The organism is Streptomyces sp. 35G-GA-8, assembly GCF_023534745.1.
Taxonomy (GTDB): domain Bacteria; phylum Actinomycetota; class Actinomycetes; order Streptomycetales; family Streptomycetaceae; genus Streptomyces.
Map to the genome: position 1 here is coordinate 147,320 of NZ_JAMHJQ010000002.1, position 21,450 is coordinate 168,769.

20 protein-coding genes and 1 pseudogene are annotated in these 21,450 nt (G+C 68.8%); 14 read left to right on the forward strand and 7 right to left on the reverse strand.

From position 1 onward, the window contains the following. Nucleotides 1–80: 80 nt before the first annotated feature. From M1203_RS03755 to M1203_RS03770, 4 genes are all read left to right on the forward strand, one after another. A complete protein-coding gene (locus M1203_RS03755) occupies nt 81–1,478 on the forward strand; it encodes an aspartate ammonia-lyase (protein WP_249948042.1) in 1,398 nt (465 codons plus the stop codon). 51 nt (nt 1,479–1,529) lie between these two features. After that, nucleotides 1,530–2,204, forward strand: coding sequence for a DUF402 domain-containing protein (locus M1203_RS03760; protein WP_249948043.1), 675 nt, complete (start codon nt 1,530–1,532; stop codon nt 2,202–2,204). A 377-nt stretch (nt 2,205–2,581) separates the two neighbouring features. Further along, nucleotides 2,582–4,459 carry an ATP-binding SpoIIE family protein phosphatase gene (locus tag M1203_RS03765; RefSeq protein WP_249948044.1) on the forward strand — a complete coding sequence of 626 codons (1,878 nt, stop codon included), beginning with the start codon at nt 2,582–2,584 and terminating at the stop codon, nt 4,457–4,459. 184 nt (nt 4,460–4,643) lie between these two features. Then, entirely contained in the window at nt 4,644–6,107 is a 1,464-nt protein-coding gene (locus tag M1203_RS03770; RefSeq protein WP_249948045.1) for a catalase, read from the forward strand. Between the two features lie 62 nt (nt 6,108–6,169). On the opposite strand, the gene M1203_RS03775 is transcribed toward M1203_RS03770, so the two are convergent. Continuing rightward, entirely contained in the window at nt 6,170–8,428 is a 2,259-nt protein-coding gene (locus M1203_RS03775) for a transglycosylase domain-containing protein (RefSeq protein ID WP_249948046.1), read from the reverse strand. 252 nt (nt 8,429–8,680) lie between these two features. Here M1203_RS03775 and M1203_RS03780 point away from each other — a divergent pair, with 252 nt between their 5' ends. From M1203_RS03780 to M1203_RS03790, 3 genes and pseudogenes are all read left to right on the forward strand, one after another. Beyond that, nucleotides 8,681–9,628, forward strand: a complete 948-nt coding sequence (locus tag M1203_RS03780) for an SPFH domain-containing protein (RefSeq protein WP_249948047.1) — start codon at nt 8,681–8,683, stop codon at nt 9,626–9,628. After that, a complete protein-coding gene (locus M1203_RS03785; RefSeq protein ID WP_249948499.1) occupies nt 9,574–9,891 on the forward strand; it encodes a hypothetical protein in 318 nt (105 codons plus the stop codon). Before M1203_RS03780 ends, M1203_RS03785 begins: the two co-directional genes overlap by 55 nt. 39 nt (nt 9,892–9,930) lie before the next feature. Continuing rightward, nucleotides 9,931–10,342 (forward strand): annotated as a pseudogene (locus M1203_RS03790) (transposase); the annotation flags it as partial. 81 nt (nt 10,343–10,423) lie between these two features. Here M1203_RS03790 and M1203_RS03795 read toward each other — a convergent pair. The 5 genes from M1203_RS03795 to M1203_RS03810 form a co-directional block, all read right to left on the reverse strand. After that, entirely contained in the window at nt 10,424–10,993 is a 570-nt protein-coding gene (locus M1203_RS03795; RefSeq protein ID WP_249948048.1) for a hypothetical protein, read from the reverse strand. 136 nt (nt 10,994–11,129) lie between these two features. Continuing rightward, complete coding sequence (locus tag M1203_RS03800) at nt 11,130–11,534, reverse strand: hypothetical protein (RefSeq protein WP_249948049.1); 405 nt, start codon at nt 11,532–11,534, stop codon at nt 11,130–11,132. Between the two features lie 66 nt (nt 11,535–11,600). After that, nucleotides 11,601–11,735 carry a hypothetical protein gene (locus M1203_RS38645; protein WP_283958173.1) on the reverse strand — a complete coding sequence of 45 codons (135 nt, stop codon included), beginning with the start codon at nt 11,733–11,735 and terminating at the stop codon, nt 11,601–11,603. A gap of 228 nt (nt 11,736–11,963) precedes the next feature. Continuing rightward, nucleotides 11,964–12,275: a hypothetical protein gene (locus tag M1203_RS03805; RefSeq protein ID WP_249948050.1), complete on the reverse strand. Its 312-nt coding sequence runs from the start codon at nt 12,273–12,275 to the stop codon at nt 11,964–11,966. A gap of 167 nt (nt 12,276–12,442) precedes the next feature. Continuing rightward, nucleotides 12,443–12,883, reverse strand: coding sequence for an ATP-binding protein (locus M1203_RS03810; protein WP_308404831.1), 441 nt, complete (start codon nt 12,881–12,883; stop codon nt 12,443–12,445). A 338-nt stretch (nt 12,884–13,221) separates the two neighbouring features. Between M1203_RS03810 and M1203_RS03815 the strand changes: the two genes are divergently transcribed. The 6 genes from M1203_RS03815 (at nt 13,222) to M1203_RS03840 (ending at nt 19,706) form a co-directional block, all read left to right on the forward strand. Further along, a complete protein-coding gene (locus tag M1203_RS03815) occupies nt 13,222–14,550 on the forward strand; it encodes a hypothetical protein (protein ID WP_249948051.1) in 1,329 nt (442 codons plus the stop codon). Nucleotides 14,551–14,699: 149 nt separating this feature from the next. Continuing rightward, nucleotides 14,700–15,257 (forward strand): GNAT family N-acetyltransferase, encoded by a 558-nt coding sequence (locus M1203_RS03820; RefSeq protein ID WP_249948052.1) that lies wholly within the window; start codon nt 14,700–14,702, stop codon nt 15,255–15,257. Between the two features lie 18 nt (nt 15,258–15,275). Beyond that, nucleotides 15,276–15,944 (forward strand): YdcF family protein, encoded by a 669-nt coding sequence (locus M1203_RS03825; RefSeq protein ID WP_249948053.1) that lies wholly within the window; start codon nt 15,276–15,278, stop codon nt 15,942–15,944. A gap of 152 nt (nt 15,945–16,096) precedes the next feature. After that, the gene (locus tag M1203_RS03830; RefSeq protein ID WP_249948054.1) at nt 16,097–16,621 is read left to right on the forward strand and encodes a PadR family transcriptional regulator; all 525 of its coding nucleotides are present in this window, start codon (nt 16,097–16,099) and stop codon (nt 16,619–16,621) included. Then, nucleotides 16,618–17,304: an ABC transporter ATP-binding protein gene (locus tag M1203_RS03835; protein ID WP_249948055.1), complete on the forward strand. Its 687-nt coding sequence runs from the start codon at nt 16,618–16,620 to the stop codon at nt 17,302–17,304. The genes M1203_RS03830 and M1203_RS03835 overlap by 4 nt, the downstream gene beginning before the upstream one ends. Next, complete coding sequence (locus M1203_RS03840; protein WP_249948056.1) at nt 17,301–19,706, forward strand: FtsX-like permease family protein; 2,406 nt, start codon at nt 17,301–17,303, stop codon at nt 19,704–19,706. The genes M1203_RS03835 and M1203_RS03840 overlap by 4 nt, the downstream gene beginning before the upstream one ends. Before the next feature lie 31 nt (nt 19,707–19,737). On the opposite strand, the gene M1203_RS03845 is transcribed toward M1203_RS03840, so the two are convergent. Further along, nucleotides 19,738–20,736, reverse strand: coding sequence for a hydrogen peroxide-inducible genes activator (locus tag M1203_RS03845; RefSeq protein WP_249948057.1), 999 nt, complete (start codon nt 20,734–20,736; stop codon nt 19,738–19,740). A gap of 156 nt (nt 20,737–20,892) precedes the next feature. Here M1203_RS03845 and M1203_RS03850 point away from each other — a divergent pair, with 156 nt between their 5' ends. Beyond that, a complete protein-coding gene (locus M1203_RS03850; protein ID WP_030352998.1) occupies nt 20,893–21,447 on the forward strand; it encodes a peroxiredoxin in 555 nt (184 codons plus the stop codon). Nucleotides 21,448–21,450 lie beyond the last annotated feature (3 nt).

Here is a 21,450-nt window from a genome sequence, read left to right on the forward strand (position 1 = left end):
CTCCACGACACTCACGGGGAACACAACGGGGAACACATCGGATCAGCCGGACGCTCACCCTCTCAGGAGGTACGACGACGATGACGACCGACGAGAACCAGTACCGGACCGAGTACGACTCCATGGGTGAGGTACGGGTCCCCGCGCACGCCAAGTGGCGTGCCCAGACGCAGCGCGCGGTGGAGAACTTCCCCGTCTCCGGACAGCGGCTGGAACGCGCCCATATCGAGGCCCTGGCCCGGATCAAGTCCGCCGCCGCCAAGGTCAACGCCGGTCTCGGCGTGATCGACAAGGACATCGCTGGCGCCATCCAGGACGCCGCGGCCGAGGTCGCGGACGGCCGCTGGGACGAGCACTTCCCGGTGGATGTCTTCCAGACGGGTTCGGGTACCTCCTCGAACATGAACACCAACGAGGTGATCGCCACGCTCGCCACCGAGCGTCTCGGCCGTGCGGTCCACCCGAACGACCATGTGAACGCCTCGCAGAGCTCCAACGACGTCTTCCCGTCGAGCATCCATATCGCCGCGACCGCCGCCGTCACCGGTGAGCTGATGCCGGCGCTCGACCATCTCGCCGCCGCCCTGGAGCGCAAGGCGGAGGAGTTCCGGGACGTCGTGAAGTCGGGCCGTACGCATCTGATGGACGCCACGCCCGTCACCCTGGGCCAGGAGTTCGGCGGCTACGCCGCGCAGATCCGCTACGCCCGCGAGCGGCTGACCGCCTCGCTCCCCCGGCTCGCCGAGCTGCCCCTCGGCGGTACGGCGGTGGGCACCGGCATCAACACGCCGCCCGGCTTCTCCGCGGCCGTCATCGCGGAGGTGGCCCGCGCGACCGGGCTGCCGCTGACGGAGGCCCGTAACCACTTCGAGGCGCAGGGCGCCCGCGACGGGCTCGTGGAGACCTCGGGGCAGCTCCGTACGCTCGCGGTCTCCCTCACCAAGATCGCCAACGATCTGCGCTGGATGGCGTCGGGCCCGCGCACCGGACTGGCCGAGATCAGCCTCCCGGATCTCCAGCCCGGCTCCTCGATCATGCCCGGCAAGGTCAATCCGGTGATCCCGGAGGCTGTGCTGATGGTGGCCGCGCAGGTCACGGGCAATGACGCCACGGTCGCGACGGCCGGCGCCGCCGGGAACTTCGAGCTGAACGTGATGCTCCCCGTGATCGCCAAGAACCTCCTGGAGTCCGTACGGCTGCTCACGAACGTCTCCCGGCTCCTCGCGGACCGTACGGTCGACGGCATCACGGCCCATGTCGAGCGGGCCCGTGAGTACGCCGAGTCGTCGCCGTCCGTGGTCACCCCGCTGAACAAGTACCTCGGGTACGAGGAGGCCGCGAAGGTCGCCAAGAGGTCGCTCGCCGAGCACCTGACGATCCGCGAGACGGTACTGGCGGGCGGCTATGTGGAGCGCGGGGATCTCACCCTGGAGCAGCTCGACGAGGCGCTGGATGTGCTGCGGATGACGCGTCCGTGAATGCGTGAGGTGTGCCGTGGCGCCCCGAACGACAGGCCCTAAGATCTGCGCATGACAGCGACGGTGAGGGCGACGAACGGGCAGCACTGGGCGCCCGGCACACAGATCTTGTGGCGGTACCGGGAGAACGCCGGGGACCGCGTGCACATCTGCCGTCCTGTCACGGTCGTGCAGGACACCGACGACCTGCTCGCGGCCTGGCTCGCGCCGGACACCCCGTGTGTGCGTCCGGCGCTCGCGGACGGCACCCCGGTCCACCGCGAGCCGCTGGCCACCCGCTACACCAAGCCGCGCACGGTGGTGCGCGACCGGTGGTACGGAATGGGCGTGCTGAAGCTGGCCAGACCGGGCGAGCCCTGGTCGGTGTGGCTGTGGTGGGAGCGCGGCTGGCGGTTCCAGAACTGGTACGTGAACCTGGAGGAGCCGCGTACGCGATGGGCCGGGGGCGTCGACTCCGAGGACCATTTCCTCGATATCGACGTCTATCCGGACCGCAGTTGGCGCTGGCGCGACGAGGACGAGTTCGCGCAGGCACAGCAGGACGGCCTGATGGCCCCGGAGCAGGCGCGCCGCGTCCGGGAGGCCGGGCGCGCGGCGGTCGAGGTGATCAGCGCCTGGGACGCCCCGTTCAGCGGCGGCTGGGAGCACTGGCGGCCCGAGCCGCACTGGCCGGTGCCCGAGCTGCCCGCGGACTGGGACCGTACGGCGGCGCGGTCGAGACCCTGAGGGACGTCACGGCCGGAGCGGACCCGGGCCGCCGTGAAGTGACCGATTCACGTCCGGGAACGCGCTCGGACGCATACGGCGTCGTGAGATCCTTGATACGCCCCCGGGGTTGAAACGTAGGATCGTCCTCCGGAAGACCGGAGCGGGGCAACAGACCGGTACGGAAAGCCAACTGACCTTTGGTCACACCGCACCCGGACACCACAGGTCACACTGTTCGCCCGCAACGACCGCACAACAAACGACCGTGAGCCACTACGAGGGGGTGGAGCCGTGCGTAAGGGCTGCCGCCCTGTCGACGCCGCCTGCCGCGCGGTAGTTTCGCCAGTCGAAACGATCGCATCGCACCCCCGGCCCGGACGGACGGAATCCCACGCGTGACGGAGCATCCCCCCTCCCACGAAGGCCGGCAGCCCCTGGTTGCCCGGCCGCAGGAACGCACCAGGCCGCGGCAGGAGGCCGGTGCCTCCGCCGTGCCGCAGCCCGCGGTGCCGGCGCCGGCGCCCGACCCCGTGGCGACGGCGCGGCGCGAGGGCGACCGGCTGCGCTTCGTGGGGGCCGCGACCCGGCGGATCGCCCGCGGCATAGACCTGGACGAGATCGTGCTCGGGCTGTGCCGGGCGACGGTACCGACGTTCTCCGACGCCATACTGGTCTATCTGCGCGACCCACTCCCCGTCGGTGACGAGCGCCCGGTCTCGCCGTTCGTGCTGCGGCTGCGGCGTACGGACCGGCTGCGGCTGACCGACGACGACACGGAGGGCAGCGGCGGTATCCCGCTCCAGTTCAGCGATGGCCTGCGGCTGCCGATCCTCGACCCGCAGTCGGATGTGATGCCGGCCGCCGAGCTGTGCGAGGTGCGCTCCGGCGGCGCGCTCTCCGAGGTGCTGCGGGGCGTGCGTCCGGTCTTCGGCGACTCGGCCGCGGCCCGCGCCGCGCTGCCCGAGCTGCTCGGCGCCGACCGCGCCGTACCGTCCGGGCACCGCGCGATCCTCGCGCCGCTGCGCGGCAGGCGGCGGGTCATCGGTGCCGCGGTCTTCCTGCGCAGACCGGACCGCGCCGCCTTCGAGCCGAACGATCTGCTGGTCGCGGCGCAGCTGGCGACGCATACGGCGCTGGGCATCGACAAGGCGGTGCTGTACGGCCGCGAGGCGTATATCGCGGACGAGCTCCAGCGCACGATGCTGCCGGAGAATCTGCCCCAGCCGACCGGCGTACGGCTGGCCTCCCGCTATCTGCCGGCCGCAGAGACCGCGCGGGTGGGCGGTGACTGGTACGACGCGATTCCGCTGCCGGGCAGCCGGGTCGCGCTGGTCGTCGGCGATGTCATGGGCCACTCCATGACCTCCGCGGCGATCATGGGCCAGCTGCGGACGACCGCGCAGACCCTCGCCGGTCTCGATCTGCCGCCGCAGGAGGTGCTGCACCATCTGGACGAGCAGGCCCAGCGGCTGGGCACGGACCGGATGGCGACCTGCCTCTACGCGGTGTACGACCCGGTCTCGCACCGGATCACGATCGCCAACGCCGGTCATCCGCCGCCCATACTGCTGCACCTGGGCGGCCGGGCGGAGGTGCTACGGGTGCCGCCGGGCGCGCCGATCGGGGTCGGCGGGGTGGACTTCGAGGCGGTCGAGCTGGACGCGCCCGCCGGGGCGACCCTGCTCCTCTACACGGACGGGCTCGTCGAGTCCCGGCTGCGTGATGTGTGGACGGGGATCGAGCAGCTGCGGGAACGCCTCGCGGCCACCGCGCAGCTGACCGGGCCCGACCATTCGCCGCCGCTGGAGGCGCTTTGCGACGATGTCCTCGATGTTCTGGGTCCCGGCGACCGGGACGATGACATCGCGCTGCTCGCGGCCCGTTTCGACGGGATCGCGCCCAGTGATGTCGCGTACTGGTTCCTGGAACCGGAGGACGCGGCTCCGGGCCGGGCGCGGCGGCTGGCCAGGCGGGCGCTGTCCCGCTGGGACCTGGAGGAGCTGAGCGATTCCGTCGAGCTGCTGATCAGCGAGGTCGTGACCAATGCCGTGCGGTACGCGGAGCGCCCGGTGACGCTGCGGCTGCTCCGTACGGACGTACTGCGCTGTGAGGTCGGGGACGATTCGCCGCAGCTGCCCCGGCAGCGGCGGGCCCGTGACACCGACGAGGGCGGCCGGGGATTGTTCCTGGTCAACCGGCTGGCGCGGCGCTGGGGAGCGACCCGGCTCTCCACCGGAAAGGTGGTCTGGTTCGAGATCCCCACACGGGCCTGACATCGAGCGGAACAAACTCGGCGAAATGGACCGAAACGTACATGTTGCCGACAAGGTGTCGTAGAGGTTAGCTGGGGCAGGCGGCCGTAGTGACCGCTGCCCCAGCCCGGGACAGGGCCTGTGATCACTCGCTGGTGACCTGGCCCTCCCCTCTCCCGGGCTCTCCATCGACGGGAGGCCGCTCGTGTCCGGGTCCACCCCCAAGACTCCTTACACGACCAACAACGCCGGCATTCCGGTGGAGAGCGACGAGCACTCGCTCTCCATCAGCCCCGACGGCCCCATCCTGATGCAGGACCACTACCTCATCGAGAAAATGGCCCAGTTCAACCGGGAACGGGTCCCCGAGCGAGTGGTCCACGCCAAGGGCGCTGGTGCCTACGGATTCTTCGAAGTGACCAATGACGTCAGCCAGTTCACCAAGGCCGACCTCTTCCAGCCGGGCAGACGCACCGACATGCTGGCCCGGTTCTCCACGGTCGCGGGCGAGCTCGGCTCGCCCGACACCTGGCGCGACCCCCGTGGCTTCGCGCTGAAGTTCTACACCGAACACGGCAATTACGACATGGTCGGCAACAACACGCCGATCTTCTTCGTACGCGACCCGATGAAGTTCCAGGACTTCATCCGCTCCCAGAAGCGCCACCCGGCCACCGGGCTGCGCAACAACGACATGCAGTGGGACTTCTGGACGCTCTCCCCCGAGTCCGCGCACATGGTCACCTGGCTGATGGGCGACCGGGGCATCCCGAAGTCATTCCGGCACATGAACGGCTACAGCTCGCACACCTATATGTGGGTGAACGGCGCCGGTGAGCGGTTCTGGGTGAAGTACCACTTCAAGACCGACCAGGGCATCGGCTGTCTCACCCAGGCCGACGCCGACGAGATGGCGGGCTCGGACGGTGACCACCACCGCCGTGATCTGTACGAGTCGATCGAGTCCGGGAACGCGCCGACCTGGAGCCTGAAGGTCCAGATCATGCCGTTCGAGGACGCCGCAGACTACCGCTTCAATCCGTTCGATCTGACGAAGGTGTGGCCGCACGGCGACTACCCCCTGATCGATGTCGGCCGGATGACGCTCGACAAGAATCCGGACAACTTCTTCATCCATATCGAGCAGGCCGCGTTCGAACCCTCGAATCTGGTGCCGGGCATCGGCCCGTCCCCGGACAAGATGCTGCTCGGCCGGCTCTTCTCGTACCCGGACACGCACCGCTACCGGATCGGCCCGAACTACGCCCAGCTGCCGCCCAACCGGGCGCGCTCGCAGGTGAATTCGTACGCCAAGGACGGTCCGATGCGCTACGAGGCGGCGAACGCGGCGAGGCCGTACGCGCCGAACTCGTACGGTGGCCCCGCGGCCGACGTGGACCGGTTCGGCGACCCGGCGGGCTGGGCCGCGGCCGGTGAGATGGTGCGCGAGGCGTACAAGCTGCACCGCGAGGACGACGACTGGGGCCAGGCGGGCACCCAGGTCCGTCAGGTGCTGGACGACGCGGCGCGCGACCGGCTGGTGTCGAATGTCTCCGGGCATCTGGCGCAGGGCGTGTCCCGTCCCGTGCTGGACCGGGCGCTCCAGTACTGGCGCAACATCGACAAGGAGATCGGCGACCGGATCGCCCACAAGGCGAACGGCGGCTGACGTACGGACGCGTACGGACGCGGTCGCCGGGCGCACTGATCGCAGTGCGCCCGGCGACCGGGTCAGGGAACGTTCAGCGCCGGCCCATTGCCGAGACCATTGGGGCCGTTGGGGCCGTTGGGGCCGTCATGGCCGGGCGAGGCGCCGCTCGACTCACTGGATCCCGGTCCGCTCGGGTCTCCTCCGCCGGGCTCCGTGCTCGGTGAGCTCTCCCCCGACGACTCGGAAGGGGACGGGGCCGATGCCGAGTCGGACGGGGCGGGCTCCGAGGGTGTCGGCTGCGAGGGGTCCGTGGACGGGGTGTTCTCCGGGCTGCTCTGTTCCACCGGCGCCGACGGTGTCTCCCGCACGGGTACCGGGATGTCCAGGTCGAACGTGGCGTCGGAGCCGCCGTTCAGCGCGTCGAGGGTGTAGTCGGCCCAGATCCGGGCGGGGAAGCCGCCGCCGTTGGCCCGGCCGGAGTTGGCGGTGCCGGTGAGCGTGACCTGCCCGCCGCCGTCCTTGGTGGACTCACCGAACAGCGCGACGACCGTGGTGAGCTGCGGGGTGTAGGCCGCGAACCACGCCGACTTGTTGTTCTCGGAGGTACCGGTCTTGCCCGCCGCGTCATAGGCCGAGGTGTCGGCCTCGTACCCCGAGCCGTTGTCGACGACGCCCTGGAGGACGCTGGTGACGGTGTCGGCCGTCTCCCGGCTGATCACCTGATTCCCGATCGGGTCGGGGAGCTCGACCGTACGGTCCTTGTGCTCGGCGGACTTCACGATCGTCGGCGTGATCTTCCTGCCGTGGTTGTCGAGGGTCGCGTACACCCCGGCCATGTCCCAGGTCGAGGCGTTCATCGTGCCGAGGGTGATCGCGGGCCGTTCGGGGAAGCCCTTGTCCCGCATCCCCAGGTCCAGGGCGGTCTTCTTGACCTCGGGCGGGCCGACGTCCACGACCATCTGCGCGAAGACGGAGTTGATGGACTTGTTCATCGCGTTCTGGACGCTGACCCTGCCGTAGGAGCGGTCGTCCTCGTTCTCGGGGGCGAACGGGGTGTCACTGCCCTCGACGGGCCGCTTGCTGGTGCCGTCGTACCGGGTATTGACGCCGATCTTCCGGCCGTCCTGGGTCTCGGCGCCGTTCTCCAGCGCGGAGGCGAGCACGACCGGCTTGAAGGTCGAGGCGGGCTGGTAGTCGGTGCGGGTGGCGTTGGATATCCAGTGCTCGGTGGCGCCCGTACCGCCGTAGAGCGCGACCACCTTGCCGGTCTTCGGGTCGACGGAGGTGGCGCCGGCCTGCACCGTCGCGTCCGTCTTGTTGTTCTTGCGGTCGAGCTTGCTCTCCAGCTGCCTGTCGACGGACCGGACGAGCTCCTGCTGCCGCTTCTTGTCGATATTGAGGGTGATCGTCCAGCCGCCCTTGGCGATCTCCGCCTTGTCGACGCCCTGGCGCTCCAGCTCGTCATTGGCGGCCTCGACGAGATAGCCGGCCTGGCCCTCCATCCCGGGGGCGGCCTTCGGTGCCTGGGGCACCGGGAACTTCAGCCCCGAGCGGGTGGTGGAATCCAGCCAGTTCTGCTCGACCATGTTGTCGAGGACATAGTTCCAGCGCTCGGTGACCAGCTTCTTGCCGGTGTCGGTGGCCGCCGCCCAGTCGTACTGGCTGGGGGCCTGGAGCAGCGCGGCGAGATACGCGCCCTGGGCGAGGTTCAGCGCGGAGGCGTCGATCCCGTAGTACGCCTGGGCCGCGGCCTGGATGCCGTACGCGCCGCGGCCGTAGTAGCTGGTGTTCATGTACCCGGCCAGGATCTCGCTCTTGCTCGTGTTCCGGTCCACCTTGAGGGAGATCACCAGCTCCTTGAGCTTGCGGGTGATCGTCTGGTCCTGATTGAGGTAGTAGTTCTTCACGTACTGCTGGGTGATGGTCGAGCCACCCTGCTTGCCCTTGCCGGAGAGGGTGTTGATCAGACCGCGGGTCGTGCCTTTGATGTCGACGCCGGAGTCCTGGTAAAAGGACTTGTTCTCGGCGGCGACGAAGGTGTGCTGGACGTCCTTGGGGATCTTCTCCAGGCCGACGATCTCGCGGTTGATCTCGCCGGTGCGGGTGAGGATCGTGCCGTCGCTGTACTTGTAGACGTTGCTCTGCATCTCGGCCTGCGCGTTGGCGCTCGGCACAGGGACCAGCAGATAGAGCACGAACAGCCCGCCGAGGGCGAGCAGACAGAGCCCGAAGAACGTACCGAGCAGTCTTTTCAGCGTGAAGAAGCGGCGTATGCCGCCCGGTTTCGCGGCGCGGCGCGCACCGCGCCGGCTCGCCCGTCTGGCTTCCGCTCGGCCCATCGCCGTCTCGCTCCGCTCTCCTGTTCGTCAGGACTCGTCCGTGGCTGCTCACGCACCGGAATCAGCTCAGCAAGCTAACACCGCTCCCTGTGACAAAGGGCAACCGATCAGGTCTTTTAGGACGTGACAATCAGCACCTATCCCACCTGAATCGACTCACGGGAGCGCCGGAAGGTTGCGTGAGGCATAATGTGTAATCACAATGCTAGCTACCGCCGATCGGCGGAAGCGGACCGGAAACGGGGATGGATCATGGCCTCCACCAGCACCACCGTCAGCACACCCGCGTCGGACGACATACCCGAGATGCCCGCGCCACGGGTCCGGGAGAACCCCGCCCACAGCATCGGCGGCGGGCTCGCCCTGCTGCTCGGACTGCTCGGTCTCGTCGCCGGCGTCGCCCTGATCGCCCTGGGCGCCACGGTCGGGTCGGCCGGACTGAAGGCGGCGCTGATCGTGATCGGCGTACTCGTCGGCATCGCCGCGATCTTCGCGATGTGCGGACTGAACATGGTGGCGCCGGGCGAGGCCCGGGTCGTCCAGCTCTTCGGGCGCTACCGCGGCACGATCCGTACGGACGGACTGCGCTGGGTGAACCCGCTCACCTCCCGCACCAAGATCTCGACGCGCGTACGGAACCACGAGACGGCCGTCCTCAAGGTCAATGACGCCTACGGCAACCCGATCGAGCTGGCCGCGGTCGTGGTCTGGAAGGTCGAGGACACCGCGCAGGCGATGTTCGAGGTGGACGACTTCCTGGAGTTCGTCTCCACGCAGACCGAGGCGGCCGTACGGCATATCGCCATCGAGTACCCGTACGACGCCCACGAGGAGTCCGGTCTCTCGCTGCGCGGCAACGCCGAGGAGATCACCGAGAAGCTCGCCATCGAACTGCACGCGCGGGTGGAGGCGGCCGGTGTCCACATCATCGAGTCCCGCTTCACGCATCTCGCCTACGCGCCGGAGATCGCCTCGGCGATGCTCCAGCGCCAGCAGGCGGGCGCCGTCGTCGCGGCCCGCCGGCTGATCGTGGACGGCGCGGTCGGCATGGTCGAGGCGGCACTCACCCGCCTCACCGAGCAGGACATCGTGGAGCTGGACTCGGAGCGCAAGGCCGCGATGGTGAGCAATCTGCTGGTCGTGCTCTGCGGGGACCGGGCGGCCCAGCCGGTCGTGAACACGGGCACGCTCTACCAGTGACCGAACGCAAGCAGGTTCTCCTGCGACTGGACCCGGCGGTGTACGACGCCCTCGCACGATGGGCGTCCGACGAGCTGCGCAGCGCCAACGCGCAGATCGAGTTCCTGCTCCGCCGGGCCCTGGCCGAGGCGGGCCGGCTACCCACCAACACGTCGCCGATCCCACGCCGCGGCCGGCCTCGCAAGACGGCGGAACCGGGGCCGCCCGATGGGGAAGCGGAGGACGAGACACCGGGCGGGCTGCCCACCGAGGGGACTGTTTGAGCGTCGTTCCTTTTGGCGTGATCGTTCGTCGGGCCGCGCATGAGAGATTTGGTTGAGCCGTTGGTGCCGGAGGAATTGTGGGTGCTGTTCCGACGAGTGGTGCCGCCGACCGAGGTGAAGCGTCCGCAGGGCGGGAACCGACGTCGGGCCGGTGACCGTGAGGCCTTGGCGCGATCATCTTCGTGGCGACGTTGGGCTGCACCCGGCGGCAGTCGCCGCCGGTGTTCGGACCGGCCTGGCCCACGGTCTACCGGCGCTTCACCCAATGGAGCCGGGATCGGGTCTGGGCCCGGTTCCATCGGGTCGTGCTCGACGAACTCCGTGCCCGGAGTGAGCTTGGCTGGACGCGGTGCGCGATCGACTCGGTCAGCGTCAGGGCTGCAAAAGGGGGCCTTTGACGGGACCGAATCCGACCGATCGCGGCGAGCTGGGATCGAAGATCCACCTGATCACCATAGCGGCCCTTCGTATCTGCTTCCGTCGGCTGACTACCTGATTCCCACGACGTGGACGGGGTGGTGAGCCAGTCCCGTCAGAGACCCGACGGGTGACTGGAAAGCCAGTCGGCATGCCGATCGCGCGTCTGATCACGCTCCTCGGGCGTGGCGAGGAAGACATCGGCGCCACCGTCGTAGGGGTGGTAGATGCGTCCCATCTGGGTGTCGGTGATGAGGACTCCCGCCACCTTGTCGTCCGCGAGGTCACGGAGCAGCTCGTCGAGGCAGCCGTATCGCCAGGGCCGGCGGGCGGCGAAAAGGTGGCAGTAGGTACGGAACTCCGGGTCAGGATCGTCCGCCACCAGCAGGGTCTGCCAGTAGCCGGCATCTGGCTGGAATGGCGGAACTTCGGCTTCGGTCGCCCAAACTGGGATGATCACGTAGACATCCCCACCGGCGAACAACTCATCGAGGACGGTGTTGTACCGCTCCAGGACGACGGTGTACTCGCTCTCCTCCTCCGCGTATCGCTTCGACTCCGGCAGGCTATGGAAGCGCACCCAGACATTCCGATACGGGTCGCGGAGCTTGTACCCGACCGGAGGACAGTCGGGCCAGTGCTGCTGCCACAGCTCGGTCAAAGCCGCCGTTACGCCTCCAGACATCTGCCGTACTCGTCCTCTCACACAGTGGCTTCTACCGGTGGTCATGATGCCCGGCGCCCGCTCACCAAGAGAAACGGCTTCTTAAGCGTCATGCCCTGATCAAGGCGCCGAACTTTGGCGCTCACGTGGGCCCCTGTCACCGAGCCGGGCAGGCGTACTCCCTGCGGTCACGGTGCGGACTACAAGCGATCAGGTTGACGGACAGGAACCGGCCGCCGGTCGCCCACCAACCGCCGACGATGTCTGCGCGGGTCACGAGGCGCCGGGCGATCTCGTCGGGATCGGCAATGGGGGCGTAGCTGCCGGTGAACGTCTCGCCGTGTCGTGCCAGCTGTTCCACGAACCAGTCCGCGGCCTCTTGAGGTTCGGTGAACGTTGCCTCGATCCGGGACGCGCTCTTGAGCAGCCAGTCCGCGCTTTCCAGCGGCATTACCTGCGCCGACGCGAACTCGGGATGCCCAGGGCGCCGATGCGCGTCACCCGGCTTGACCAGTACGTCGCCGTGACCGAGCCATACGTACGCGTGGTGGTGCGGCACCATTTTTCTCCTCCGCCAGGAGTGGGCGGCCCCGCCCGGAGAAGGGGCCGCCGCGTTGAGGATGTGCTGTTACCTGCGACCGCAGCCGTCGCCATCGCCACAGCCGCCGGAAGGATTGCCGCCCTGTCCGCCGTCGTCGCCGCTTCCGCCGCTTCCGCCGTTGCCCTCTCCGCCGTACTTGACCAGGTCAATGAGGTGTCGCATGGTGACCTCCTGTGCCGTGTCGGCATCCGGTCCGTCCGGACAGCCCGACTGGTGCAGTGCTGGGCCCTGGTGGCCCGAACCCGTTCCGGCCGGCCTTTCCTTCGCCGGGAGTCCGGCCGGAAACGGGGGTCTATGGGTCGAACTGATCGCTGGCGATCGTCAGAATGAACATGAGAAGCGCGGACAGCGCGATGATGAGAACCATCGACGGAGGCCGGTGACGTCTCCTCACCAGCGGGTTCGTACGCCGGTGGCGCCCACGAGCGCCCTTCCGGCCGTGGCGGACCGCCGTATGTACGTGTCGATGGCGTCCTGGCTTGCGCCCAGCGGCACGGAATCGAGTCCGATGGTGATGCATGCGAGTCCGCCCCGGGTCAGGTGGGCGCGCCAACGAGGGCCGGGGGCCGGGAGGCGTAGGAGACAGTCGGGGTGTCCGTAGTCGAGAGCGGTGATCGGGCCCCGGATCAGCAGGCGTTCACCGACGTACGGCACGCTCTCGATGACGCGCCGCAGCCCCATCACGGCGGCAATGCTCCGCAATCCGGCCTCGACACTCCCCGTCGTCTCAACGGGGCGACGCGGCGCTGGATGTCCGAGCAGCAACCACGCAACTGGGCCCGCCGGTGTGACGTCGAGCCATGTCGAGACGACACACCCCGCGACGAACCCTGGGCCCGGGACAGTGGATTGGCCGGTCGGCGACTCCGTCACCGTGTCACCACTGCCCATACGGTCTTGCCGAACGGCTGGTCGACCACACCCCAGCACTCCGCCAGCGCCTCGACGATGAACAGCCCACGCCCCCGGACGCGTTCATGGGAATCGGGCTTGAAGGACGGCCGCCGCCGTACGGGGTCCCGCACCTCGATACGGACACGGGCGGCCACGCCGAACAGCTCGACGAGCAAGCAGTCGCCGGGCTCAGTCCCGTATCGAACGGCGTTGGTGACCAACTCCGAGACGACAAGTTCGACGTTGTTCGCGTGGTCAGGTGCTAAATCCGGCAGGTGGTACGCGATGAACTCACGCGCGTAGGCGCGAGCGACCCGGACGGACTCCGGGGCACCGACAAGCATGAGCTGGGGCGGAGGCCCCGCCGGTGGCCGACAACCGGCTTCTTCGTACTGCTTCGGGAGCATGGTCACCATGCGATTCCCCTCGTAGTCCTGTACTGACCAGCACTCGACACACCCGCGCTTCGGTTACTTTCCGTGGCGAAATGGGCACATGAGGTGGTGGGTGTCGATCGTCGCAACGCGGCTAACGCAGATCTACCGACAGATCCACGTCATTCCTGCGCGAGCAGAGCGGGGAAGGAGACAAACCCTCGACAGAGTGACGCCAGAGTTCCGACAGATTCGTCAGGAACCCAATGGACAGGCTCAGTTGCAAGCATCATGGGCGTAACGTCGCCCTATCGCGCTGAACAGCAGAGGGGGATTCCATGCCCACGCTCCTCCGGTGTCTGATCGACGAAAGGGGATGGATGGACTATCGAACCTTCATCGATCAGTACCACCAGGCAGCACAAAGCCTGGCTGGCAAGGTTCGGGACTCCTCTCTCACCACGCACACGGTCTCGGACAGGACCTTTGAGCGTTGGTACTCGGGGAGAGTGACGCCTCAGAACGATGCCCGGAGAATTCTCGCGCACCTTTTCATGAGGCCGATCCATGAACTCCTCTCAGAAGCCCCAGCCAAGGAACATCTGCCGGTGGGGAACAGGTCTTCTCGGCAGTCCAGCTTGTCGGACACCAACGTCGGCGCCGCTTCCGGCGCGGAACAGCAGAAGATGGGACGGGACGCAGCTATGGCCGCACGACGCGCCATTGAATTCGCCATGGGAGCGGAGCACAACGAGGTAGGGCCGGAAACCATGGCCTACCTCCAGGATGAGACCCGACGCATTGCCGGCATCTATACACGCGTCCCTCTTGGCGCTGTCTTGGACGACTTGACCCAACTCCAGGATCGCGCCTTCCGGTTGCTGGAAAGCGGCCGCGCGAAGCCGTCGCAGACCAGGGATCTCTACTTTCTTGCCTCACTGCTGTCCGGAATGCTGGCCAAGGCGAGTCACGACCTCGCTGACCCGGCGTCGGCCATGATGCAGGCACGAACAGCGGCTGTGTGCGCGGACAAGGCCGAGCACCTCGGCATGAGCGCTTGGGTTCGAGGGCTCCAGTCCCTCATTTCGTACTGGGCCGAGCGTCCTGGGGACGCTCTCCACTTCGCTCGCCAAGGAGCATCAGCCGCGACGGGCCTCACGGGAAGCGTGACCGTATGGCTCGCCGGCCTGGAGGCCCGAGCCGCTGCCGTGCTCGGGGACCCGGAGAGCGTGGCCGCGGCAAACCTCCGTGGACGCGAAGCCAGAGACCGGACGGCGAGCGACGACCTCGACGAATTGGGCGGCAACTTCGTCTTTCCCGCTTGCCGACAGGACTACTACGAGGTGGAAGCGACCGTGCTCCTCGGTCACTCCGACGCCATGCCGGGCCTGGTAACTCGTGCGGAGCAAGCCGTACGAGGGTTCAGCGATCCGGGCGATCCGCACTGGGCATTCGGCGACGCGGCGGGCGCGCAATCCAATCTTGCTCTCGCGCGTCTCGGGTCGGGCGATGTGGAAGGGGCCGCCGCCGCGGTTCAGCCCGTGCTGGATCTACCTCCCTCGCAGCGCAACGTCGGCATCATCGGCTCCGTGGACCGTGTACGGGTATCGCTCCTGCGTGAACCGGTGCGTGACGCCGTGGTCGCGAGGGATCTGCGCGATGAAATCGCCATGTTCGGTCGGCAACCCCCACTTGCCCTGCTCCGTTGAAGCACGCCTGCCGAAATGCCTGCCGGCGCCGCCGTGCCCTCAAGCGCGGAAGCGTCGGCGGGCTCGTACGCTCTCTGAGCACAACGGCTGAACACCCCTCGCATCAAGCGCCGCTTGGACGCCCTCAGCCTGCATTAGCATCGGTCAGCATGTATCCGGTCGATCGTAACGGCGCGCGTCTCTCGCTCCGCGAACTCATCATCGATGACGTGGAAGCGGTCCATTCCATCTACGGCAACGCCGAAGCGACCGCACACCTGAGCTTCACCCCCCGTTCCCGCGAAGAAGTCGGTGGGATCGTCAGCCGCTCCATCGCTTCGGCCGCAGATTCGCCTCGGGTTGAGTACGCCCTCGGCGTTGTCCAACGCGACAGCGGCGACGTCATCGGATTCGCGCGCCTTGCGATGGACCCGCACCAGCAGCGCGCCGCGACCATGGGGTTCGCACTGCGACCGGACAGTTGGCGAGTGGGATACGGGCGCGAGACGGTGCGGCTGCTCCTCACCTTGGCGTTCATAGACCTTGACCTCCATCGCGTCTGGGCCGCTCGCGCTCCGATGAACACCGCGTCCGCGAAGACGCTCCTGGCCTCAGGAATGACCGAGGAGGGAGTAATCCGCGGACACGTCCATGTCCATGGCGCCTGGCGGGACTCCATCACCTACGGAATCCTTCGCGAAGAGTGGTCGGCAGGCGAAGAGTCGTAGTCGCGAGCAAGGAGCGCCGTGATCTCGGAACAGGCATGGGCGGACGCCCGGCGGCTGTGGGAGTTCCACAGGATGCGACACGAGCCCCGGCCGTGCTCGGTCGCTGTTGGCCTGGGCAGCCATGACCTGGGGGTGGCCGACGCGTCGGTGGAGCTGTACCGGAGCGGGATGATGCCGCTCATCGTCTTCACCGGGGCGACCAGTCGCACGACGCGCGAACTCATGCCCCGAGGTGAAGCGGTCCATTACCGGGAACGGGCCCTCGCGCTCGGCGTTCCCGATCACGCCGTACTCGTGGAGCCCCGTGCCCGTAACACCGGCGAGAACATCCGCTTTTCGCGAGCACTGCTCGAAGGGGCCGGCATCGACGTCTCGTCCGTGCTGCTGATCAGTAAGCCGTACGAGGAACGGCGCGCATACGCCACGGCGCGCAAACTCTGGCCCGGTGTCGACATTGTCAGCGCATCCGTCCCGATGGCCTTCGAGACGTATACGGATTCCATCGGCGACCCGCACCGCGTCATCGACATGCTGGTGGGTGCGCTGCAACGACTCCTGATCTACCCCGCACACGGATTCATGATCCGACAACCCGTCCCCACCGACGTCACCGCAGCATACGAACGGCTGTGCCGCCAAGGCTTCACGAGTCGCCTCGTGAAGGAGGACACGAACACCGGCACCTGAGCTTCACTGCCCGCTCCATCGCCTCGGCCGCGGCCTCGCCCAAGGTTGAGTACGCCCTCAGTGCAGTCCAACGGATGCGGGGCCCTGGCCCCGTCGCACAGCCGTGGGAGGGGCGTCTTCACGCGCCTATACACTGTATGTATAGTGCGGGTATGTCAATCGGGCACACTCTTCTCGGACTCCTGGAGTCGGGGCCGCGCCACGGGTACGACCTCAAGCGGTCCTTCGACGACCGATTCGGCCGCGACCGCCCCCTGCACTACGGACAGGTCTACTCGACCATGTCCCGGCTGCTGAAGAACGGGCTCGTCGTGGTCGACGGCGTCGAGGCCGGCGGCGGACCCGAGCGGAAGAGATACGCGATCACCGAGGCCGGTGTCACCGATGTCGCCGGATGGCTCGCGACGCCGGAGAACCCGGAGCCGTATCTCCAATCGACCCTCTACACCAAGGTCGTCATAGCGCTGCTCACCGGCCGCAGCGCCGCCGATCTGCTCGACGCCCAGCGCGCCGAGCATCTGCGGATGATGCGGAGCCTCACCGCGCGCAAACGCGAGGGCGACCTCGCCGACCAGCTGATCTGCGATCACGCGCTGTTCCATCTGGAGGCCGATCTGCGCTGGCTGGAACTGACCACGGCGCGGCTGGACCGGCTCCGCAAGGACATGGGCCGATGACGCCCGCCGGCTCCCTGCTCATCGCCGAGGATCTGCGCAAGTCGTACGGACCGACCCCCGCGCTCGACGGTGTGACGTTCTCGATCCACCCGGGCGAAGTCGTCGCCGTCATGGGCCCCTCGGGCTCGGGCAAGTCGACGCTGCTCCACTGCCTCGCCGGGATCGTGCCCCCCGACTCGGGCACGATCACCTATCACGGCCGGGTGCTGACCGAGATGCCGGACGCCGAGCGCAGCGCCCTGCGCCGGAGCGAATTCGGCTTCGTCTTCCAGTTCGGCCAGCTGGTACCCGAACTGACCTGTCTGGAGAATGTGGCGCTGCCGCTGCGGCTCACCGGTGTCCGGCGCAAGGACGCCGAACGCGCCGCGCGGGAGTGGCTGGAGCGGCTGGAGGTCGCCGACGTCGGGCCCCAGCGCCCCGGCGAGGTCTCCGGCGGACAGGGCCAGCGCGTCGCGGTCGCCCGTTCCCTGGTCACCTCCCCGCGCGTGATCTTCGCCGACGAACCGACCGGCGCGCTCGACTCCTTCAACGGCGAGCGGGTGATGGAACTGCTGACCGAGGCGGCCAGATCCACCAGCGCCGCCGTCGTCCTGGTCACCCATGAGGCGCGGGTCGCGGCCTACTCGGACCGCGAGGTGATCGTGCGCGACGGCAAGGCCCGCGAGGCGGAAATCTCCGTATGACGCTCCTCGACCAGCGCCGGCCGCCCGCATACGCTCCCCCGGTCCCGAAGCGGACGCCCGGCCGGCTGCGCACCTGGGCCGGTGATCTCGGGCTCGGGGTGCGGTTCGCCACCACGGGCGGACGCGAGGGCTGGATCCGTACGCTGCTGACCTCCTTGGGGGTCGGACTCGGTGTCACGCTGCTCCTCCTCGCCGCGTCCGTACCGCGGGTGATGGACGCGCGCGCCGGGCGGGAGGGCGCCCGCGTCACCGAGGCGGCCTGGGGCGAGGCGCCGGTGCCGCGCTCGGACACGACGCTGGTGTGGATCGACGCCGGGACCGAGTACCGCGGCGCCACCGTCGGCGGCCAGTTGCTGCGTCCTGACGGCGGGCGCCCGCCGCTGCCTCCCGGTGTCGCGAAGATGCCCGCGGCCGGGGAGATGGTGGTCTCCCCCGCCCTGCGCGAGTTGCTGGACTCGCCGGGCGGCGCGCTCCTCAAGGAGCGGCTGGGCCACCGCGTCGTCGGCACCGTCGCGGACGCCGGTCTCCTCGATCCGGAGGAACTGCGCTTCTACGCGGGCAGCGACACGCTCACCGAGGCCAAGGGCGGCCATCGGACGGCCGGTTACGGCACCGCCATGAACCCCTCGCCGATCGACCCGTACCTGATCGTGCTGATCGTGCTGATCTGTGTGGTGCTGCTGGTGCCGGTGGCCATCTTCATCGCCACCGCCGTCCGCTTCGGCGGCGACCGCAGGGACCGCAGACTCGCCGCGCTGCGGCTGGTGGGCGCCGACATCGCGCGGACCCGGCGCATCGCGGCCGGGGAAGCGCTCTTCGGCGCGGCGCTCGGCCTGCTCGTCGGGGGCGCGCTCTTCCTCGCGGTCCGGCCGCTGATCGGCGGGGTGCGGCTGTGGAGCCTCAGCGCCTTCCCCGCCGATCTCGTCCCGGCTCCCTCGCTGGTGGCGCTGATCGTGCCCGCCGTACTCGTGGCGGCGGTCGTGGTGACGCTGGTCGCGCTGCGCTCGGTCACCATCGAACCGCTGGGTGTCGTACGCGGCGCCCGCCCCCGGCGCCGGCGGCTGTGGTGGCGGCTGCTGCTGCCCGTCGCCGGTGTCACCGTACTGAGCACGGTCGGCACGGTCGGCGAGGCGACCGCGGTCGATCCGTACCCCATCGCCGCCGGCGCGGTGCTGGTGCTGGTCGGTCTGAGCACGCTGCTGCCCTGGCTCGTCGAGGCCGTGGTGGCGGGGCTGACCGGCGGACCGGTGCCGTGGCAGCTCGCCGCGCGCCGGCTCCAGCTGAGCAGTGGCCCGGCGTCCCGGGCGGTCAGCGGCATCACCGTGGCCGTGGCGGGCGCCATCGCCGTTCAGATGGTGTTCGCGGGGATGCACGATGATTTCGTCAGGATCGTCGGTCAGAACCCGACGCGGGCGAACATCATCGTCGAGGCGTCTTACGGCAGCGCGCGGCTGACCCAGGAGATGACCGACGGCTTCCGTGACACCAAGGGCGTCACGGCCGCCGTCGTGGTGGCCGACGGCTATGTGGTCAGGCCGGGGCCCATCCCCCGGCACGGGATCAGGCCCACCACCACCCTGACCATCGGCTCCTGCGCCACGCTGCGGCTCCTGGCCGAGCTGCCGTCCTGTGCGGACGGTGACACCTTCGTGTCCCATGTCGCGGGTCGCGAGGAGCAGAACGACTGGGTCGACGAGACCGCCCGGCGCGGTGAACCGGTCCTCCTCGGCTCCCATGAGGTCGATGGCGTTCCGACGCCCTCGCTCTGGACGCTGCCCGTGTCCGCGCGCACGGTCGAGGCCAGGACGGACCCGGTGGGCGTCAGGACCGACGGCATCCTCGCCACCCCGGGCGCCCTCGACCCGGGGCGCCTGCCCGACGCGCTGACCCGTGCCACGATCCGGACCGACGAGCGGGTACCGGACGCCGAGGAGTACGTACGCAACACCGCGGCGGCGATCGACCCGACGACACGCGTGAGGACCTTCAAGGCCGTCGAACGCGACAAGCAGTACGCGAGCGTGGGGACCGGCCTGCTCGTCGGCGGCACCGCCACGATGGCCCTGATCGCCGCGAGCATGCTGGTCTCCCAGATCGAGCAACTGCGCGAGCGCAGACGCCTGCTGTCGGTCCTCGTGGCCTTCGGCACCCGCCGTTCGACGCTCGCCTGGTCGGTGCTGTGGCAGACCGCGCTGCCGGTCGTGCTCGGTACGCTGCTGGCCGTCGCGGGCGGGCTGACCCTCGGTGCCGTACTGCTGAACATGATCACCAAACGGGTCGCCGACTGGTGGGTCTTCGTGCCCTTCGCGGGTGCGGGCATCGCGGTGATCCTGCTGGTGACGTTGGTCAGCCTGCCGCCCCTGTGGCGGATGATGCGACCGGACGGCCTGCGGTCGGAGTGATCCGGCGGTACGGGTGACGGAGGGCGCGGTGTCAGCCCTGGCGCGGCACGCGCGTCGGTTCCGGCGGCGCGGCCGGACGTACCGGAAGGGCTCGCAGGGACTCACGCAGCGCGTCCGCGAAGGTCTCGAACTCCCCGCCCCGCGCCGCGCCCGTACGCATCGCCAGCGCGATCCTGCGCGCCGGGGCGGGTTCCGCGAAGTAGCCGGTGGCGAGCCGGTCGTTGCGGCCGGTCTCGACCTGTACGGCCGTACGCGGCAGCAGCGTGACCCCGAGGCCGCCCGCGACGAGTTGCACCAGCGTCGAGAGGCCGGCCGCCGTGGTCGTCACGGGCAGACCGTCGACGCGGCCCGCCTCCCGGCAGATGTCCAGCGCCTGGTCGCGCAGGCAGTGGCCCTCGTCCAGGAGCAGCAGCGGCAGTTCCCGCAGCGCCTCGCGCGGCAGGTCGTGGCAGCCGCCGAGGGGGTGGCCGTCGGGGGTGACCAGGACGAAGTCCTCGTCGAACAGCGGCAGTTCGGTGACCGAGGGCTGGCCGAGCGGTACGGCGAGCAGCAGCAGGTCGAGCCGGCCGGCCGCCAGACCGTCCAGCAGGGACGAGGTCTGCTCCTCGTGCACCTGAAGGTCCAGCTCCGGGTAGCGTTCGTGGACCAGCCGGAGCACGGTCGGCAGCAGATACGGCGCGACGGTCGGGATCACGCCGAGCCTGAGGACCCCGGTGAAGGGCGCCCGTACCGCCTCGGCCTCGTCCACCAGCGCGCCCACCGCGTCCAGTACGGCCATCGCCCGGCCCGCGAGCCGTTCACCGGCCGGGGAGAGCAGCACCTTGCGGGTCGTACGCTCCACGAGCTGTACGCCGAGGACCTCCTCCAGCGCCGAGAGGGCGCCGGAGAGCGCCGGCTGGCTCATCCCGATCGCGGCGGCCGCGTCCCGGAAGTGCAGATGCTCGGCCACCGCCGCGAAGGCGCGCAGTTGGGACAGGCTGGGCTGTTTGCCCCGCGCACCCGACTGCCTGATGTGCTGCCCGACGGACACCGATCCCACTGAACCGACCTCACTGATAGGTACCTCCGATCACGGCGACCGAGTCTAGCTATTTCTTTGATCAATGCCGACTGTGCCACCATCGGTGAGCCGTCCAACCACCCGGAAGACCCCAAAAGGGACTTCCTACCCTCGCAAGGAGCGCCCGTGCTCACCGTTGGTGACAAGTTCCCCTCGTTCGAACTGACTGCTTGTGTCTCGCTGGAGAAGGGCAAGGAGTTCGAGGAGATCAACCACAAGACCTACGAGGGCAAGTGGAAGGTCATCTTCGCCTGGCCCAAGGACTTCACCTTCGTGTGCCCGACCGAGATCGCGGCCTTCGGCCGGCTGAACGACGAGTTCGCCGACCGTGACGCGCAGATCCTCGGCTTCTCCGGCGACTCCGAGTTCGTGCACCACGCCTGGCGCAAGGACCACCCGGACCTGCGCGACCTGCCCTTCCCGATGCTCGCCGACTCCAAGCACGAGCTGATGCGCGACCTCGGTATCGAGGGCGCGGACGGCTTCGCGCAGCGCGCCGTCTTCATCGTCGACCCGGACAACGAGATCCAGTTCACGATGGTGACCGCCGGTTCCGTGGGCCGTAACCCCAAGGAGGTCCTGCGGGTGCTCGACGCGCTCCAGACCGACGAGCTGTGCCCGTGCAACTGGAACAAGGGCGAGAACACCCTCGACCCCGTCAAGCTCCTGTCGGGCGAGTGATCC

Bases quoted from the DNA above. Each gene is read 5' to 3' on its own strand.
- M1203_RS03755 (WP_249948042.1), top strand. From the start codon at position 81: ATGACGACCGACGAGAACCAGTACCGGACCGAGTACGACTCCATGGGT.
- M1203_RS03760 (WP_249948043.1), top strand. From the start codon at position 1,530: ATGACAGCGACGGTGAGGGCGACGAACGGGCAGCACTGGGCGCCCGGC.
- M1203_RS03775 (WP_249948046.1), bottom strand. From the start codon at position 8,428: ATGGGCCGAGCGGAAGCCAGACGGGCGAGCCGGCGCGGTGCGCGCCGC.
- M1203_RS03780 (WP_249948047.1), top strand. From the start codon at position 8,681: ATGGCCTCCACCAGCACCACCGTCAGCACACCCGCGTCGGACGACATA.
- M1203_RS03795 (WP_249948048.1), bottom strand. From the start codon at position 10,993: ATGTCTGGAGGCGTAACGGCGGCTTTGACCGAGCTGTGGCAGCAGCAC.
- M1203_RS03800 (WP_249948049.1), bottom strand. From the start codon at position 11,534: ATGGTGCCGCACCACCACGCGTACGTATGGCTCGGTCACGGCGACGTA.
- M1203_RS38645 (WP_283958173.1), bottom strand. From the start codon at position 11,735: ATGCGACACCTCATTGACCTGGTCAAGTACGGCGGAGAGGGCAACGGC.
- M1203_RS03810 (WP_308404831.1), bottom strand. From the start codon at position 12,883: ATGGTGACCATGCTCCCGAAGCAGTACGAAGAAGCCGGTTGTCGGCCA.
- M1203_RS03815 (WP_249948051.1), top strand. From the start codon at position 13,222: ATGGACTATCGAACCTTCATCGATCAGTACCACCAGGCAGCACAAAGC.
- M1203_RS03820 (WP_249948052.1), top strand. From the start codon at position 14,700: ATGTATCCGGTCGATCGTAACGGCGCGCGTCTCTCGCTCCGCGAACTC.
- M1203_RS03830 (WP_249948054.1), top strand. From the start codon at position 16,097: ATGTCAATCGGGCACACTCTTCTCGGACTCCTGGAGTCGGGGCCGCGC.
- M1203_RS03835 (WP_249948055.1), top strand. From the start codon at position 16,618: ATGACGCCCGCCGGCTCCCTGCTCATCGCCGAGGATCTGCGCAAGTCG.
- M1203_RS03840 (WP_249948056.1), top strand. From the start codon at position 17,301: ATGACGCTCCTCGACCAGCGCCGGCCGCCCGCATACGCTCCCCCGGTC.